Annotated in this window: 14 protein-coding genes and 2 tRNA genes; 4 read left to right on the top strand and 12 right to left on the bottom strand. The window is 51.8% G+C overall.

Annotation, left to right across the window (positions count from 1 at the left end; all coding sequences use genetic code 11):
- Positions 1 to 247: 247 nt before the first annotated feature.
- Together JMG82_RS01825 and JMG82_RS01820 are read right to left on the bottom strand one after the other, a co-directional pair.
- Positions 248 to 324: transfer RNA gene (locus JMG82_RS01825), tRNA-Met, on the bottom strand.
- 14 nt (positions 325 to 338) lie between these two features.
- Positions 339 to 413, bottom strand: a tRNA-Gln gene (locus tag JMG82_RS01820).
- A gap of 112 nt (positions 414 to 525) precedes the next feature.
- On the opposite strand from JMG82_RS01820, the gene JMG82_RS01815 reads away from it, so the two are divergent.
- From JMG82_RS01815 to JMG82_RS01805, 3 genes are read left to right on the top strand one after another with little or no spacing between them, the layout of a single operon-like run.
- Positions 526 to 1551, top strand: a complete 1026-nt coding sequence (locus tag JMG82_RS01815; RefSeq protein ID WP_201353238.1) for a bifunctional 3,4-dihydroxy-2-butanone 4-phosphate synthase/GTP cyclohydrolase II — start codon at positions 526 to 528, stop codon at positions 1549 to 1551.
- Between the two features lie 38 nt (positions 1552 to 1589).
- Positions 1590 to 2813: a DUF481 domain-containing protein gene (locus JMG82_RS01810; protein ID WP_201353237.1), complete on the top strand. Its 1224-nt coding sequence runs from the start codon at positions 1590 to 1592 to the stop codon at positions 2811 to 2813.
- Positions 2814 to 2837: 24 nt separating this feature from the next.
- The gene (locus tag JMG82_RS01805; RefSeq protein WP_201353236.1) at positions 2838 to 3218 is read left to right on the top strand and encodes a YbgC/FadM family acyl-CoA thioesterase; all 381 of its coding nucleotides are present in this window, start codon (positions 2838 to 2840) and stop codon (positions 3216 to 3218) included.
- Here JMG82_RS01805 and JMG82_RS01800 read toward each other — a convergent pair.
- The 9 genes from JMG82_RS01800 to JMG82_RS01760 form a co-directional block, all read right to left on the bottom strand.
- Positions 3182 to 4471 carry a hypothetical protein gene (locus JMG82_RS01800; protein WP_201353235.1) on the bottom strand — a complete coding sequence of 430 codons (1290 nt, stop codon included), beginning with the start codon at positions 4469 to 4471 and terminating at the stop codon, positions 3182 to 3184. The two genes, JMG82_RS01805 and JMG82_RS01800, sit on opposite strands and share 37 nt — an antisense overlap.
- A complete protein-coding gene (locus JMG82_RS01795) occupies positions 4468 to 5124 on the bottom strand; it encodes a uracil-DNA glycosylase (protein ID WP_201353234.1) in 657 nt (218 codons plus the stop codon). The genes JMG82_RS01800 and JMG82_RS01795 overlap by 4 nt, the downstream gene beginning before the upstream one ends.
- 198 nt (positions 5125 to 5322) lie before the next feature.
- Positions 5323 to 5703 carry a class II SORL domain-containing protein gene (locus JMG82_RS01790; protein ID WP_201353233.1) on the bottom strand — a complete coding sequence of 127 codons (381 nt, stop codon included), beginning with the start codon at positions 5701 to 5703 and terminating at the stop codon, positions 5323 to 5325.
- A gap of 169 nt (positions 5704 to 5872) precedes the next feature.
- Complete coding sequence (locus tag JMG82_RS01785) at positions 5873 to 6832, bottom strand: CoB--CoM heterodisulfide reductase iron-sulfur subunit B family protein (protein WP_201353232.1); 960 nt, start codon at positions 6830 to 6832, stop codon at positions 5873 to 5875.
- Positions 6833 to 6844: 12 nt separating this feature from the next.
- Positions 6845 to 7828, bottom strand: coding sequence for a succinate dehydrogenase/fumarate reductase iron-sulfur subunit (locus tag JMG82_RS01780; protein ID WP_201353231.1), 984 nt, complete (start codon positions 7826 to 7828; stop codon positions 6845 to 6847).
- A 9-nt stretch (positions 7829 to 7837) separates the two neighbouring features.
- On the bottom strand, positions 7838 to 9556 hold the full coding sequence (gene sdhA / locus JMG82_RS01775) for a succinate dehydrogenase flavoprotein subunit (RefSeq protein ID WP_201353230.1): 1719 nt from the start codon (positions 9554 to 9556) through the stop codon (positions 7838 to 7840).
- A 171-nt stretch (positions 9557 to 9727) separates the two neighbouring features.
- Positions 9728 to 10513, bottom strand: coding sequence for a fumarate reductase iron-sulfur subunit (locus tag JMG82_RS01770; RefSeq protein WP_201353229.1), 786 nt, complete (start codon positions 10511 to 10513; stop codon positions 9728 to 9730).
- Complete coding sequence (locus JMG82_RS01765; protein WP_201353228.1) at positions 10506 to 12518, bottom strand: fumarate reductase flavoprotein subunit; 2013 nt, start codon at positions 12516 to 12518, stop codon at positions 10506 to 10508. Before JMG82_RS01765 ends, JMG82_RS01770 begins: the two co-directional genes overlap by 8 nt.
- Positions 12515 to 13222 (bottom strand): fumarate reductase cytochrome b subunit, encoded by a 708-nt coding sequence (locus tag JMG82_RS01760; protein WP_201353227.1) that lies wholly within the window; start codon positions 13220 to 13222, stop codon positions 12515 to 12517. The genes JMG82_RS01765 and JMG82_RS01760 overlap by 4 nt, the downstream gene beginning before the upstream one ends.
- 74 nt (positions 13223 to 13296) lie before the next feature.
- Between JMG82_RS01760 and JMG82_RS01755 the strand changes: the two genes are divergently transcribed.
- Entirely contained in the window at positions 13297 to 14118 is an 822-nt protein-coding gene (locus JMG82_RS01755; protein WP_201353226.1) for a thiamine-phosphate kinase, read from the top strand.
- A gap of 52 nt (positions 14119 to 14170) precedes the next feature.
- Here JMG82_RS01755 and JMG82_RS01750 read toward each other — a convergent pair whose 3' ends face one another.
- Positions 14171 to 15652: a DASS family sodium-coupled anion symporter gene (locus tag JMG82_RS01750; RefSeq protein WP_201353225.1), complete on the bottom strand. Its 1482-nt coding sequence runs from the start codon at positions 15650 to 15652 to the stop codon at positions 14171 to 14173.
- Between the last annotated feature and the right edge of the window lie 74 nt (positions 15653 to 15726).

Raw genomic sequence — 15726 nt, 5'->3', positions numbered from 1 at the left:
TATTGTGCTTTCATTGAAGCAATTCTTAAAATTGCCCCAAAAGAGTAAATTTTACTTTTCAAAAAAAGATTTTTTCATAAACAATATAAATATTTGAAGCATTCCTTCGAAACAATTGAATAAAGTTATCTATTCTTCTGATTTTTGGAGTGCCATGTCGAAGAGCAAAAGCGTTGAAACAGGCGATAAACACGATGTTTTTCGGATTGGATTTTAAGTATTTGGAAGATGTCGATTTTGTGTGAGTTGGTTGCGGGAGGAGGATTTGAACCTCCGACCTTCGGGTTATGAGCCCGACGAGCTACCAAGCTGCTCTATCCCGCGACAGAAGAGTGTAGTGGATGGGGTGGAGGGACTCGAACCCCCGAATGGCAGGACCAAAACCTGCTGCCTTACCACTTGGCGACACCCCAGACTCTGAGGAGCCTGTTGGCTGTTTACGGGCAGAATTATAATGCAAAAGCAGGCCGTTGTCAAGTTTTTAGGATATAATTTTTCAAATTTAATGACAGGACGACAAAGATCATGCCAATCAAACGTGTACAACAGGCAATAGAAGATATCAAACATGGAAAGATGGTCGTTATGATCGACGACGAAGACAGAGAGAATGAGGGAGATCTGGTCTATGCAGCCACATTTTCCACTCCCGAACATGTCAACTTCATGGCAACGGAGGCGAAGGGGCTCATCTGTGTGGCAATCTCCAGGGAGATTGCCGAAAGACTTGATCTTCGACCCATGGTGCAGCACAACGATTCGCAGCACGAAACCGCATTCACGGTGTCGGTGGATGCAAGAGAGGCGACGACGGGCATTTCGGCCTACGAAAGAGACATGACAATAAGACTTCTCGCGAGTCCCATCAGTTCCCCGGAGGATCTGGTGCGTCCCGGCCACATATTTCCTCTTATCGCGAAAGAGGGCGGAGTCTTGGTGCGTACGGGTCATACAGAAGGCTCCGTGGATCTTTGCCGACTCGCCGGTCTGGCACCCAGTGCTGTCATTTGCGAAATCATGCGCGAAGACGGCCAGATGGCACGCCGGGACGATCTGGAGATTTTCGCGAAAGAACACGGCCTCAATATTGTCTATATATCGGATCTGGTGGAGTACAGGCTAAGGAACGAACGCCTTGTGCGTCTCAAAGAGGAGGAAACGATCAAGTTTTTCGACACGAATGTCGAGAAGAAGGTATTCACGGACCATGAAGGCAAGGAGCATACAGCCATCGTTTTCTACAAGCTCCACGAGGCAGAAAATGTCAAATTTCACAATATCGGCAGGGATGTCGATCTCTTTTTGAACCAGCAAAAATACCGGCAGCTCATCAAATCCATCGACTATCTCAAACGCAACGGCGGAACGATCATCTTTGTAGACACTGATGACACGGTGGCGAGTGACACGATGAAAGAGTACGGCATAGGGGCACAGATACTGGCCGAACTCGGTATCAAAAACATCCGTCTGCTCGTCTCCAGCAAGGGAAGAGAGTTTGTCGGCCTCGGAGGCTTCGGTCTGGATATTGTCGAAGAGATCGAACTGTAGGCATGAAGCGGCTTTTTAGCATATTTTTGGCTCTGACTATGCTGTATGGCACAGAAAGCAATACAACACAGCCGGTTGGACGAAAGCTCAAACCCGGTGAGCGTCTCGATGAAGTGACGAAAAAGGATATTGTCAGGGCCAAGCAGAAACAGCTGGAAAAAAAGGCCGAAGGTTCCCGCCAGAAAGAGGAACTCAAACTCAAAGAAAAAGCCAAAAAGATCGATACGATCGTGGTGAAAGGAACCGTGCTGCAGGGAAGAATTACCGAACTGACCAGCAAATATGTGCAGTTTTCGCTGGTTTACGGCAGTGGCAGCATACGCATCGACTACAGAAACATCGAACAGATCACCACCGAACACGAATACCATATATTCTACAATGGCAAAGAGACGACGGGGCGCATCATCGGCATCAAGGATCATGCCTTCTTGATCATTCTGCACCACGATATCAAGGAGATCATCAAAATAGAGAATATCGATCGACTTATTCTTTCCGTCAAGGAGAACAATACAATAGAAAACCGTTTGAGAAACAGGTTTCCCTATACCCGCGGAAGCATCGATATCGGCATCGAAACGGAAACGGGTGTCAAATACAACAGGAAGATCACGATCGATTATCACTTGACGCGCAAAAAAATGAATCAGCGCCAGCTTCTGGATATTCACTACGCTTACGAGACGACAACCACTTCCAAACCCGAAGGCGATATCAAGAGCCTCGACAAAAAAGAGCTCCATGTCAGCGGTGAAGAAAACTATCTTCTCGATGAAAAGCGCTTTTGGTTCATGCAACTAGGGTACGATTTCGACCAACCCCGCGGCATCGAATATCGTCTCTATCCCGCTTTGGGATACGGATACCGTTTCATTTTCGACAAAGATACATGGATACAGCTCAAAGGCGGCGGCGGCTATGTGTACGAATCTTTCTATCCCTATGATGTGCCTCCGGGTGAGGAATTTGTCAGTAGCAACGATTACGGTGCCGTTTTTCTCGGTATCAGCGCCAGGGACCATCTGAAAAATCTGTGGCTCATCAAAGAACTCATCATGACGGGCAGCATCTTCTATATGCCCTCTTTTTCCGATCCCGCCAACGACTGGCTGTCACGGATGACATTTACCATAGAGATTCCCATTAGCACGATGCTGTCTCTCAAATGGGTCTACCGCGTCGTCAATGATGACAATCCGGTCCCTGAAGTTGGCAACAACAAAACCACCACCGATCTTTATTTCAGCATTCATTACTGAAGGCTCTTCAAGGAGAAAAAGAGTATGAAGATACGTGTCTATTACGAGGACACCGATGCGGCCGGTATCGTCTATTACGCCAACTATCTGAAATACTGCGAGCGGGCGAGAAGCGAAGTCTTCTTCGAAGCGGGTGAAACACCGCAAAGCGCAAGCGGCTATTTCGTTGTCAAAGAGCTGGAGGCGAAGTATCTTTCACCAGCCTCTTTGGGAGATATTCTGACAATTGAAACAGAGTTGTTGGAAAAAAGAAGCGCTTCGATCGTTTTGCTTCAACGTGTGAAAAAAGAAGCTTCCCTTCTTTTCGAAATGAAGATAAAACTTGCCTACCTCCATCAAGGCAGACCGGTAAAGATTCCTGAGAAAATCTACCGGCTCGTATCAGCCTGGGAGAGTGGCGAGTAGGGAGCAGGGCTCTGCTCCTCTTCTTCGTAGGGTTGTAGGATCTCTTCTACCTCAGGGTAGGGGATTTCGCGCGGGATGAACCGGTATAGTCCCGCTTCGTAAAGACGTATTTCATAATCGAGAGAGCGATTTGCAAAGGGCTCTCTGGAGAGCCTGGGTTCTGCTGTTTTCAGATTGAAAAAGCTGTCGATGCCGACGACCGTGGCGTAATTGAGCCAGTTGAAACGGACATCCTGGTTGACCAATGCGACATTCTCCGTCAGAAACGGATCGAGAGTTCCGACGGAGTTTGCAAGGATCATGTTTTCTCTGTCGTGATACTGCGTGAGTGTCAGAAGCAGGGGAGAGTAGTTGATCTGGGTGCTCAGTATGAGTGCGGGTTTGAAATCCGCAAGTGTCAGCTGCGAGAGAAAAAGACTGCTTTTCACGACTGGCGTATTCAGGTAGATCGTCGATTGGTTGAGATCTTCGTGTCTTGAAATAAGATCCTTGTAATAACCGTTTTTTGTCAGTTCGATGGAATCGTTGATATCAACAAACTGCGCAACGGTTTCCGACAGCATTTTGGAAAGTCCCGATTTGTCCGAAACGGTGATCGTTGTCGCGTTCGACTCTACCAGATAGCTCAATGTCTCGATCTGCCGGGTATAGTCTATTCCACCGAAAAACACGTTTTCGTTGATACAGTCGATTCGGCTCTTGTGCAGTGTGGGAATGTAGAGTCTGGCCGGAAGAATCTGATTGCACAGATACTCCGCCCCGCTTCTCGTCACCGGTGCGACAATCAGATCATAGGGTTCTTTCGTCGCGATCTTCCCCACTGCATTCTGGAGTGCCTCGGTGGATTCATCCGGCATCGAAAAGACGTCCATTTCGAACGGAATGCCGCGATTGAGAAGATAGGCCAGTGCCGAATGGGTGGTGGATACGGCATACTTGCCGATCACTTTTTTGGAAACCAGAAACGCTATCCTGAAGGCCGATTGTCCGTATATCCTTCCTTTGAGATTGAAAAGTGCCATGTAGCTGCGGCGCTTAGCAAGAATGTCCGGATTTTCGGTCTGGCCAGATTTGGCCAGGAACGTAAAAATCTGACCCTGCGCCAGTGCCTCTTCAAGCATCGCATCGTCATAGGGGGTCGTATCGAGATCTATAATGATTTGCGAAGGAAGAGGAATGGGCGAGAGCAGCTGGCTCTGGGCATAAAGCGAAAGTGGCAAAAAAAGTAAAACAAGATAGAAAATCTTTTTCATAGTAAACCCTTGATGGTCAGCAGATCCTGATAAGACTCTTTTTTGGCGGATGGATTGCGGAGCAGATAGCTCGGATGATAGGTGGGAACCAGCTTGAAGGTCCCCATGTCCATAACCGTTCCGCGAATTTTTGTGATACCGGTCCTGTCGCCTGTGAGATAGTGGTATGCCGTGGCCCCGAGTGCCGCGATGACTTTGGGCTGAACCAGTTCAATCTGTTTGTGAAGATAGGGAAGGCAGGTATAGGCCTCTTCGGGCGTGGGTACGCGGTTGTTGGGGGGTCTGCATTTGACGATGTTGGCTATATAGACTTCACTGCGGGGAATTTCGAGAACGTTTTCTATCATTTTCGTCAAAAGTTCGCCAGCACGTCCGACGAAAGGGCGACCACTTATATCCTCCTGGGCGCCCGGACCTTCCCCCACGAACATCAGCGCTGCGCGGGGATTGCCTTCTCCGAAGACCGTTTTGGTCCGCGTTTTGCTGAGGGGACAGAGCTGACACTGCGAAACGATCTGTTCCAGTGCCTTCAGGTCGTCGGGAAGAACCAGGTCGGAAGCGCTTCGTTTCTCGATGAGAGGTACGTACCTGAACCCCAGTTGTTTGAGCTGGCGGAGACGTTTGAGCTGCAGTGCATTGTAGAGTCGATTCATAGGGGAAGTTTAGATCAAATGGGGTTAAAAAGAGGTTATAGAAGGGATGCCGCGCATCCCTTCCGGTGCAAATTTGTTAGGAGATTTGCAAATCTCCTGCAACTGTTCCTGGAAACATTATCGGCATTATTTGCCTCTTTGTAAGATTTGAGCCGGAATAGATCCTATTTTCCGGCTCACGGATTTTTGCGAAATGATTTATTTTACTTCGACTTTGACCGGATCGCTCTCCCAGAGACCATGCTTCGTGCAATAGCTCATGGCAGTCAGCGTCATATTTTTCATAGGAACGATATGAAAATCGACTTCGACATGGCCTTTTTCGTTACCGAGAGTTCCCGGAGTGAATGTTGCCTGTCCCAGAAGGGTTTCACCGTTCCAGAGCTGGACGTATGCGATGTAGTGGTCGAAATCATCCGGATGGGTGTATTCGTTGCCTACCTTGACTTTGACAGGGAAAGGTTTTCCCTTCTCGGCAGTCGTCTCACAGTGAACGAACGGAGAATGCCGATCGATGTAGTCTTTTTTCGCTTCTCTTTCTACTGTATCGATGTCAACATATCGGTTTACCTTGGGCATGTTGGCCTCCTTTTCTTTGATGTGTTGCAACAATTCTATCATGTGTGATGTTAAAGAAGAGAGATTTTGTCCGATTTGATGGATCGCTTAAGTATAATTTAATTAAATAAAAAGATATTTCCGGGACACACCCGCTATGGCGGGGGCGGGAGTCCCCGGGAAGGTCTACTCAGACGAATTCGACCGGTGCCACGTTGTGCTGAAGTCCGAGTTCTTTCGGATCGATTCCCAAAGCGAGTCCGACAAGCTGGGGCAGATGAAGAACAGGGAGCGCGATGTCGCGACCCATCTCTTTGGCGACCGCATGCTGTTTGACATCCATATTCAAATGGCAGAGCGGGCAGGGAGTGACCATCATGTCGGCATCGTTGTCGATGGCGTCAAGCAGGGCGGTTCCTGTCAGACGGTTCGCCGTTTTGGGCGCCTGGAGGTCGGCATGGAATCCGCAGCACTTGTTTTTGCTTTCGTAATCGACACTTTTGCCCTTCAGCGCTTCGATGAGTCGATCGAGCGAAGTGGGATTGTAGGGATTTTCGTTGTCGTTGTATTTGGAGAGAAGCGGCTCGGTAGTGAAAGCCTCTTCGCCGCCTCCTTCACCCACATCCTCTTCGATGACTTTACTGTTATGTTTATGGTGGATATGGCTCGGACGGATATTGTGGCAGCCATAGAACGCCGCGATGTTGAAGTCGCTGAGCGGTTTTTCGACCTTTTCAGCCAGTCTATCCAGACCGTAATCGTCGATAATCGCATAAAGGAAGTGGCGGACAGAGCTTGTGCCTTTATACTCCAGCCCGACTTCCGCCAGTTTTTCGTTGACCTGCGACTTCAGGTCTTCGTCACTGTCGAGGCGCTCTTTCGTCATAACGGTATTGAGCTGGCACGTATTGCAGATGGTCACCATGTCCAGCCCCTCTTTTTCCGCATAGCAGATATTCCGTGCATTGAGAACCAGTGAGAGGAAATCATCGAAATCCTGCAGATGGCTCGCGCCGCAGCAGCTCGCTTCGTCCAGAAGCACCAGTTCGATCCCGAGTTTTTTTGCGACCGCCATTGTCGACATCAGCAGTTCGGGGGTCGATTCTCTCGCCGTACATCCGGTATAGAGTGCATATTTGAGTTCAGCCATTTTTTCTCCCCCTTAAAATTTGACTTTCGATGAAGATTTGACCAGAGTTTTGATCTCATCGAGTTTTTTGGATTTGGGCATATTCCAGGGCATGACGATTTTGCCCTTTTTGAACATTGCGATCGCCTCCGGTAGATGCTTGAGCACACCGATGTTCCCTTCGCTGTAGCGAACCAGTTCTCCCTCGTCGAGAATTCCATGCTTGACGATGGAGTGTTTGAATCCGACCGCGTGACGTGTGGCCACATTGTTCTGTGCCATACCCTCTTCGAAAATCTGGTTGTGCAGTTTTGTGATCTTCTCGATAGGATTGACATCTTTGGGACACGCTTCGGCACATTCGAAACATTTGACACAATCCCAGACGCCGGGGCCCATTTCACGTACCGCTTCGAGGCGCTCTTTCTTGGCGGTGTCTCGTACATCCGCGTTGAATCGGTAGGCTTTGGCGAACTGGGCCGGTCCGAAATACTCTTCGTTGACTTCGACGACCGGGCAGGCGTAGTAGCAGTTGCCGCACTGGATACAGTAGTCCGCTTCCAGAAGCTCTTCCGCCTCTTTCGGAGAGACCCTGATCTCCTCTGCAGGGTTTTCGTCGATTTCGGCTTCGAGATAGGGCTTGAGTTTATCGTGTTTGCTCCAGAAATCGCTTTTGTCGATAATCATGTCTTTGACGACACGTTTGGTGCTCTGGGGCTCAAGCAGGAGCGTATCGGTTTTGAAAATATCCACCAGTTCCCACACGTTCTGCTTGCACGAAAGGACCGGTTTGCCGTTCACCTTGATCGAACAGCTTCCGCAGATACCGTGCCGGCAGCTCCTTCGGTAGCTGAAACTTCCATCGAACTCCCATTTGATTCGGTTGAGGATGTCAAGCACCAGTTCATCCTTGCCCACCTCCATCTCGTAGGTCTTGAAGTAGGGCAGAAAATCGGTCTCCGCATTGAAGCGGAAAGTTTTGAAAGTCAGTTTTTTTGTAATGCGTTCAGTACTCATACCCAATCCTTAATATTTTCGCTCTTGCGGCTCGAATTTGCCGAGTGTGACATCACCGTATTCGATGGTGATCGAACCGTCTTCGTTCATGGTCGCAAAGGTGTGTTTGAGGAATTTTTCATCATCACGTTTCTGGTAATCTTCACGGAAATGGGCTCCGCGGCTCTCTTTGCGCGCGATCGCGCCCTCGACAATGAAGGTGGAGTAGTCGAGCATATGACCGAATTCGATCGCTTCCTGAAGATCGGTATTGAAAATCTTGCTCTTGTCGTCGATGCGGATATTTCTGTATCGCGTCCGAAGCTCTTTGAGTATTTCGCGCTGTCTGAGCATCGTCTCTTCGGTTCGGAAAACGCCTGCGTTCATCATCATGCTTTCTTGAAGTTCTTTGCGAAGCTGGGGAACGCTTTCGGTGCCGTTGTTGTTCATGCAGAAGGCGATCTCTTCGAGCATGGTCTGCGCGTTGGATTCACTGACGGCGTGACACTCGAGATTGCCGTTTTCAAGATCTTCGACAATATGCTGCCCCACATGGCGTCCGAAGAAGAGCGCTTCGAGCAGGGAGTTTGCGCCCAGACGGTTGGCGCCGTGGACACTGACACAGGCACACTCGCCGGCGGCATAGAAACCGCGGACGATTTCATTGGGGTTTTTCTTGACGTGCCCGTCGATATCCACAGGGATGCCGCCCATGGAGTAGTGGGCCGTCGCGGCGATATGGATCGGCTCCTTGATCATGTCCTGCCCCAGGAAGGTGATCGCCAGGTCACGCAGTTCCGGCAATCTTTCCATGATGATTTTTTCGCCCAGATGCGTCAGGTCGATGGCGACCGCGTCACGGTTCGGTCCGACACCGCGCCCTTCGAGAATCTCTTTGGTGATCGCGCGGCTGACGACGTCGCGGGGGGCCAGTTCCATCTTTTCGGGTGCGTATTTTTCCATAAACCGCTCGCCCTCGCTGTTGTAGAGGCGCCCGCCCTCGCCCCGCGCTGCTTCGGAGATGAGAATGCCGCTGCCGGCCAGTCCGGTCGGGTGGAACTGGACGAACTCCATATCTTCCAGCGGAAGGCCGTGGCGCGCGACGATGGAGAGACCGTCGCCCGTGTTGGCATGGGCATTGGAGCTGATTTTAAAAGCGCGTGCGTAGCCGCCAGTGGCGAACATGACCGCTTTGGCGTTGAAAATAGCCGGTTCGAGATTACGGATATTGTAGGCAACGACCCCTTTGACAACACCATCTTCATACACGATGTCGGCCACGTACCATTCATCGAAAAAAGTGACATTTTCGCGGTCGGCCTGCTCGTAGATGGTTTGAAGGAGCGTCAAACCCGTGCGGTCCTTGGCGTAGCAGGCGCGCGGCTTGGACTGCCCTCCGAAGGGGCGCTGGGCGATGGTGCCGTCCTCTTTTCGACTGAACGCCGCGCCGGCGTTGGCGATCCAGCGGATCGTTTCCGGTGCTTTGGAGCACATCAGTTCGACGGCGTCCTGATCGGCCAGGTAGTCGCTTCCCTTGACTGTATCGAACATATGCAGTTCGATGTCATCGTCTTCGCTCAGCGCCGCGTTGACACCGCCCTGCGCCGCGCCGGAGTGACTGCGAAGCGGATGGAGCTTCGTCAGTACGGCGACCTGTTTGCCCGCGCGCTGGAGTTCGCGTGCGGCTGCCAGACCGGCGAGACCGGCACCGACAATCACTACATCGTATTTATGTATCTGTACACTCATGTTAGACGCATCCTTTTTATGGCATAGATAGGTCAATTATACATGTTTAGGCTATAAAATAGTTTAATCTGTCAGAGAGAAAAAGTGAGACTTTGCGCGAATGTTACAGAAAGGGGCAGAGGATGGCAAGAGAGCGGGTCTGCCTCTTTCATTTCCCGCTTCACGCCGGTTTCAATACTCCTCGTCGTGCTCCAGACAGTCGCATTTGTGGATATCTTTCGTCAATCCGATTTTGACCATCTGCCTGCGCAGATAGGCGATTTTGGACTGCAGAGGAAGCTTTTTGGGGCAGACATCTTCGCATCCGAGCAGAGTCATACAGCCGAATACACCGTCTTCGTCACCTATCAGTTCGTAATAGTCAGCGTCTTCCCGCTCGTCACGGGGATCGAGCCTGTAGCGTGCAATTTTGTTGAGTCCCACGGCCCCGACGAAGTTTTCGTTCATCTGGAGGGTGCCGCATCCTGCGACGCAGCAACCGCACTCGATGCAGCGGTCGAGTTCGTAGATCTCTTCGGAAAGATCGGGATCCATCGGCTCTTCGATGCGGTTTATGTCTCTCATCTCCTTCTCTTTCTGGTGGATCCAGGTCTCGAGACGTTCGTTCATCCCCCGCATCCATTTGCCATTGTAGACGGAGAGGTCGCCGATAAGCTCGAAAACGGGCAGGGGGGCGAGGTTGATCACATCGGGCAGTTTGGAAGTGAGGGTGCTGCAGGCGAGCCCGGGCCTGCCGTTGATCAGCATGCCGCAGCTTCCGCAGATGCCGGCGCGGCAGACGAAATCGAATTTCAGCGAGGCGTCGTGATGCTCTCTGATATCGTTGAGAACGATGAAGAGCGTCATGCCGGGCGCCTCTTCGATCTCGAACGTGTCGACGTGGGGCTTGTCCCCTTTGACGTGAGGGTCGTAGCGCAAAATGTTGATGGTCAGTTTTCTCGGACTTTGCTCATTCATGGTTTTCCTTCGGTTCGTCGAATCTTTCGTAGAGTCTCTCGTTTCGTCCCCGATACCGTTCGGGAAGCAGATGCTCGAAAGGCATCAACGCCTTCTGGATGTCGAAACGGGATGCCCCTTTTTTGATCAGTTCGTTCCTTATCGCATCGATTTTCGCCTGCTGGATCGCGCTGTCGGGATTCTCTATGATGTTTTTTTTGCCATATCCCCGCCAACCCGGCGGCAGTTCCATGTTCATGATGTCGATGGGTTCGTAGGTGACCGTGGGAAGTGTCTGTTCGGGATCGGGCCAGGATGTGATGGTGCGCTTGAGCCAGTTGACATCGTCGCGCATCGGATAGTCTTCCCGGGCATGGGCACCACGGCTTTCGGTGCGAAGCAGCGCGCCGTAGGCGACGGTCAGTGCCACTTTGATCATCTTCTGGGTCCGGTAGGCCACCACCAGAGCCGGATTGGCGGCATAGGATTTGGAACGGAATACCGAAATGTTTTTGCTTCGTATGTGGAGCTGCTCGAGCTGTTCGACCGCATCCGCCAGGTCCTTGCCGTTTCGGAAGATACCGACCTTCTCCATCATTATCTTCTCCATGGCGCGGCGCAGCACATAGGCATCTTCCCCGCCCTCGTTGTTCAGAAGGCGGCGAATCTTCTCCTCCTCGATACGTACAAACTCTTCGATGGCACCCGTAGAGATGCCGATATGGCTTTGGGGAGAATCGCAGAAATCGGAGATATACTCGGCCACGAGCATACCGGAAACCACCGTTTCGCTGACGGAGTTGCCGCCCAGGCGGTTGAATCCGTGCAGATCCCAGCAAGCCGCTTCACCACAGGCATAGAGCCCTTTGAGCGTCTGGGACTCGCCGGTATGTTTGGTGCGGATGCCTCCCATCGAGTAGTGCTGTGTCGGACGCACGGGAATCCAGTCGACGGCGGGATCGATCCCGAGGAAATTTTCGCAGATATCCTTCACTTCCCGTAGATTTTTTTCGATATGCTCCCGCCCCAGAATCGTGATATCAAGCCAGAGATGGTCGCCGTAGCGGGAGGGAACGCCCTTGCCTTTGCGGATATGTTCGATCATACGACGGCTCACCACGTCCCGGGAAGCGAGCTCCTTCTTCTCCGACTCGTAGTCGGGCATGAAGCGATAACCGTCCACATCCCGGAGTATGCCTCCGTCGCCTCGACACCCTTCCGTCGTCAAAATTCCCACGGGTACGATGGCTGTCGGATGGAACTGGACCGCCTCCATGTTGCCCAGAGTGGCGATGCCGCTCTCCAGCGCGATCGCCTGGCCCGTTCCCTGGCAGATGATCGCATTGGTGGAGACTTCGTAAATCCGACCGTATCCTCCCGTAGCGATCGTCGTTGCCTTGGCGATATAGGCGATGATTTCGCCGGTCATGAGGTTTCGCGCTACGACACCGTAGCATCGGCCGTGCCGGTGGATGATCGATACCGCTTCCATCCGTTCGTGGATTTTTACACTCTCCTCATGGGCTTTGTTATCCATGGCGTAGAGCATGCTGTGGCCTGTCCCATCGGAAGTGTAGCAGGTGCGCCACTTCTTTGTTCCGCCGAAGTCACGGGCCGTAATGAGTCCGTGGGCCTCCTCTCTCTCTTCGATGACGACCTTTTCGGCATTGATAATCGCTTCGTGTTTTCCTTTGCGCACGCGGTTCCAGGGGACCCCGTATTGGGTCAGCTGACGGATCGCCTTGGGGGCGGTGTTGACGAACATCCGCACCACCTCCTGGTCGGCACCCCAGTCACTCCCTTTGACCGTATCTTCGAAATGGATGTCCTCGTTGTCGCCCCATCCCATGGCGCAGTTTCCCAGGGAGGCCTGCATACCCCCCTGAGCCGCGGCGGAGTGGGAGCGTTTGGGCGGTACCAGTGTCAAAACGATGGTACGGTGACCCCGCTCCTGCACACCCGTGGCGACACGAAGTCCCGCCAATCCGCCGCCTACGACCAGAACATCGGTATAGATAATTCTCACTGCTGTGCCTTTTCGATTCTCTTTTGACCGGCATCGAGCCCGATGGAAACGTAGGTTCCCAGCGACGCAAGACCGATAACGATATAAATAAGAATGGCCGCCCGCATGATCCGTTTCATGATTCTTCTGCTTTGACGGTAGTTGCTTCCCTCGAACCATCCCCATTTAAGAGCCAGCCGATAGAGACCGATAAACGCATGGAGGACAACGCAGAAGAGCAGGGCGAGATAGAGCGGCCACATCCACCCTTCGACGACACGCTGAGCAGAGAGATAGGGGCCGATCTTCGAGGGATTGGCCATCATCATGTAGATATGGACCGACCCGAGATAGAACATCGCAAATCCCGTCACGACCTGAACCATCCAGAGTGTCGTATCGTCATGCCTGAAGCGTTTCATATGTTTTCTGAATGTCCGGTATTGATGCCATGTCGAGGGAATTTTTCGTATTGCAAGCGCCGCATGGACAAGAAACAGGGCGGAGATGATGATGCCAAGAATCGTGATGATGATCGGGTGTCTCTCTCCGAAAAGATAGTAGCCCTCGAAAAAGAGGGTCATCTTCTCCATGGCGCCGGGGCCCAGTAGAATAGAGGCTTCGAAAATGATATGCGCGACGATGAAGAGTGCGAGCAAAAGTCCCGTCACACTCTGGGTAACGTCGAGATAGGCGGGTATACGGCTGTGGTGCAGTTTCGACATATTACGGTTTCCTTATTCCAAACAAAGGTGCGATTATCCCATATAAAAAATTAATATGCGATATAATCGCACTCATGAACAAAGAGGATTACTTCATCGGCTGTTTTTCCAAAAGCCCCTATATCGGCGACGATGCGGCCATATTAAATAATATGTGCATCAGTCAGGACGCTTTTTTCGAAAATGTCCATTTCAAAAGAGAATGGATGAGCCTCTATGAAATCGGCCGAAAGGCGATGATTGTAAACATTTCCGACGCCATCGTTATGAACGGGCGGCCCAAATACGCACTTTTGACCGTCGCGATACCCAAAACGTACTCGCGCAGTGAACTCAAAGAGCTTGCCCGGGGATTGCAGGAAACGGCGAAGGCCTACGGCATCACGATTATTGGGGGTGACACGATCGCCAACGTCAAACTCGACATTTCGATCACAATACTTGCCGAATGCGACCGTCCCATCCGGCGCGACGGGTTGAAAGAGCACGACCTGCTGGCATACACCGGAAAACCCGGCGGCAGCCTGCGGGATCTCAAACGCCTGCTGCGCGGCGGGACGGTATCGCCTTCGTCCCGTTTCATCCATCCTGTGCTTCGGGAGACTTTCTTTTTCAAAGCGGCGAAATTTATGCATGCAGCCATGGATATCTCCGACGGACTTTTTCACGACCTGGAAAAGCTGCATCGCGCCAACAAACTCGGTTTCGATTTTTTTCAGCCGATTCCCAAACGCATAGGATGCAGCGGGGAGGAGTTCGAGATACTCTTTGCCTTCGATCCCCGTCATGAAAAAGCGATCCGAAACATAGCCAAAATGACACGAACTCCCCTGACGGTATTTGCGAAAGCGATAAAAAAGCCCTACAGAAATCCCTGCAGAGCGCACCACTTCTAATCGGTTTCCCTGAATTGATTACCGCAACATCAGCGACTGATGCTACGCTATGTTAGAAAACCAGCAAAATCCAAAAGGTTCCCAGACCCATAAAAAGGGCCGTATTGAAAAGGGTCATCCAGAAGCCGTTTTTGTAGAGCTCTTTGGATGTCATGTATTCGGAACTGACGAAAAGGACGTTGGCACTGGAGCCCTGGGGGGTGATGATGGCGTTGAAGTTGGTGGCGAAAAGTAGCATGAAGGCCATCAGGTAGGCCGGTACGCCGGCGTTGACACCCACTTCCAGGAATATGGCGTAGAGCGCTAGCATCTGGGCCGTCTGGGAGACGAAAAGGTAGTGGATGAAGACGTAAACGAGAATGAGTATGACATAGACCAGGGGCCACGAGAAGCTTTCGACGGCATGGGCGATATGCCCGCCCACATATCCCATGAAACCGAATTTGTCCAGATAGGAGCTGAGGGTGTAGAGCGCCGAAAACCAGATGAGCGTGCTTAGCGCTTCGCCCTGGTGGCGCATATCGGCCATCGTGAAGATGTGAGCCACCATCAAAACGCCGAGCCCGGCGAAAGCGACGGCGGTTTTGTCGATGGGAAAGAGGCCCGAAAGGGCCCATAAAATCACCATAGCGACAAAGACGACGCCTGTTATCCATTCGTTTCTATGAACGGGGCCCATCTTTTCAAGCGCCTTTTTCGCCTGCTCGGGGGCGCTGGGCGTTTTCTTCACTTCGGGCGGAAAGATTTTCATCAGCACCAGGGGCGCCAGCGCGAATGCCGTAAGGGCCGGTACGCATGCGGCCAGCAGCCAGTTGCCAAACGTTATGTCCACACCGAACTTCTTCGCCATCTGGGCCCCCAACGGGTTGGCGGCCATGGCGGTGAACCAGAGACTGGAGCTGATGGAGAGGCTCACCATCATGTTCATCATCAAATAGGCCCCCAGTCTCTTTCGGGTTCCGTCGGCCACTTTGGAGCCGCTGTCATGCGCCAGGGACTGGACGATGGGAAAGAGCACGCCGGAGCGCGCCGTGTTGGAGGGAAAGGCCGGAGCGATCAGCAAATCCGTGGCCATCATGGAGTAGGCGAGCCCCAGGGTCGAACGTCCGAATCTGGCGATGATGTGCAGGGCGATACGCTTACCCAGGCCCGATTTCACCACCGCCTGGGAGACCAGAAAAGCCACGACGATGAGCAGAATGAAACCCTGCGAATACCCCTCGTACGCCTGCTCCGGCGTCAGCAATCCCGAAAGCACAGTGACGGCAATGGCCAGAATGGAGGCGACGAGAATGGGCATCAACCCCGCGATGATGGAGAAAATGGTGGTAAAAAAGATGGCGAAAAGGCGCCAGGCTTCGGGTGTAAGTCCCCGGGGAGGAGGCGAAAACCAAAGAAGAATGCCCAGCAAGAGCGTAAGAGCCCATAGAATGAGCTTCTTATCATTCCATTTAAGTTTGCGTCGATGGACGGATGTTTTGGAATGCAAAATCGACTCCCCGAAAAGATTCCATATTTTAACACAAAGAAACATTTTGTAGCCATTAAGTTTTTTGATTGTAGAATCTCTCATTCGGGTGTGTCGCATCACGAAACTATTCAAAGGAG

The sequence above is a fragment of the Hydrogenimonas urashimensis genome (genome assembly GCF_016593255.1).
GTDB lineage: Bacteria > Campylobacterota > Campylobacteria > Campylobacterales > Hydrogenimonadaceae > Hydrogenimonas > Hydrogenimonas urashimensis.
The sequence above is the reverse complement of the archived record's forward strand: the minus strand, read 5'-3'. Positions and strand labels throughout refer to the sequence as shown.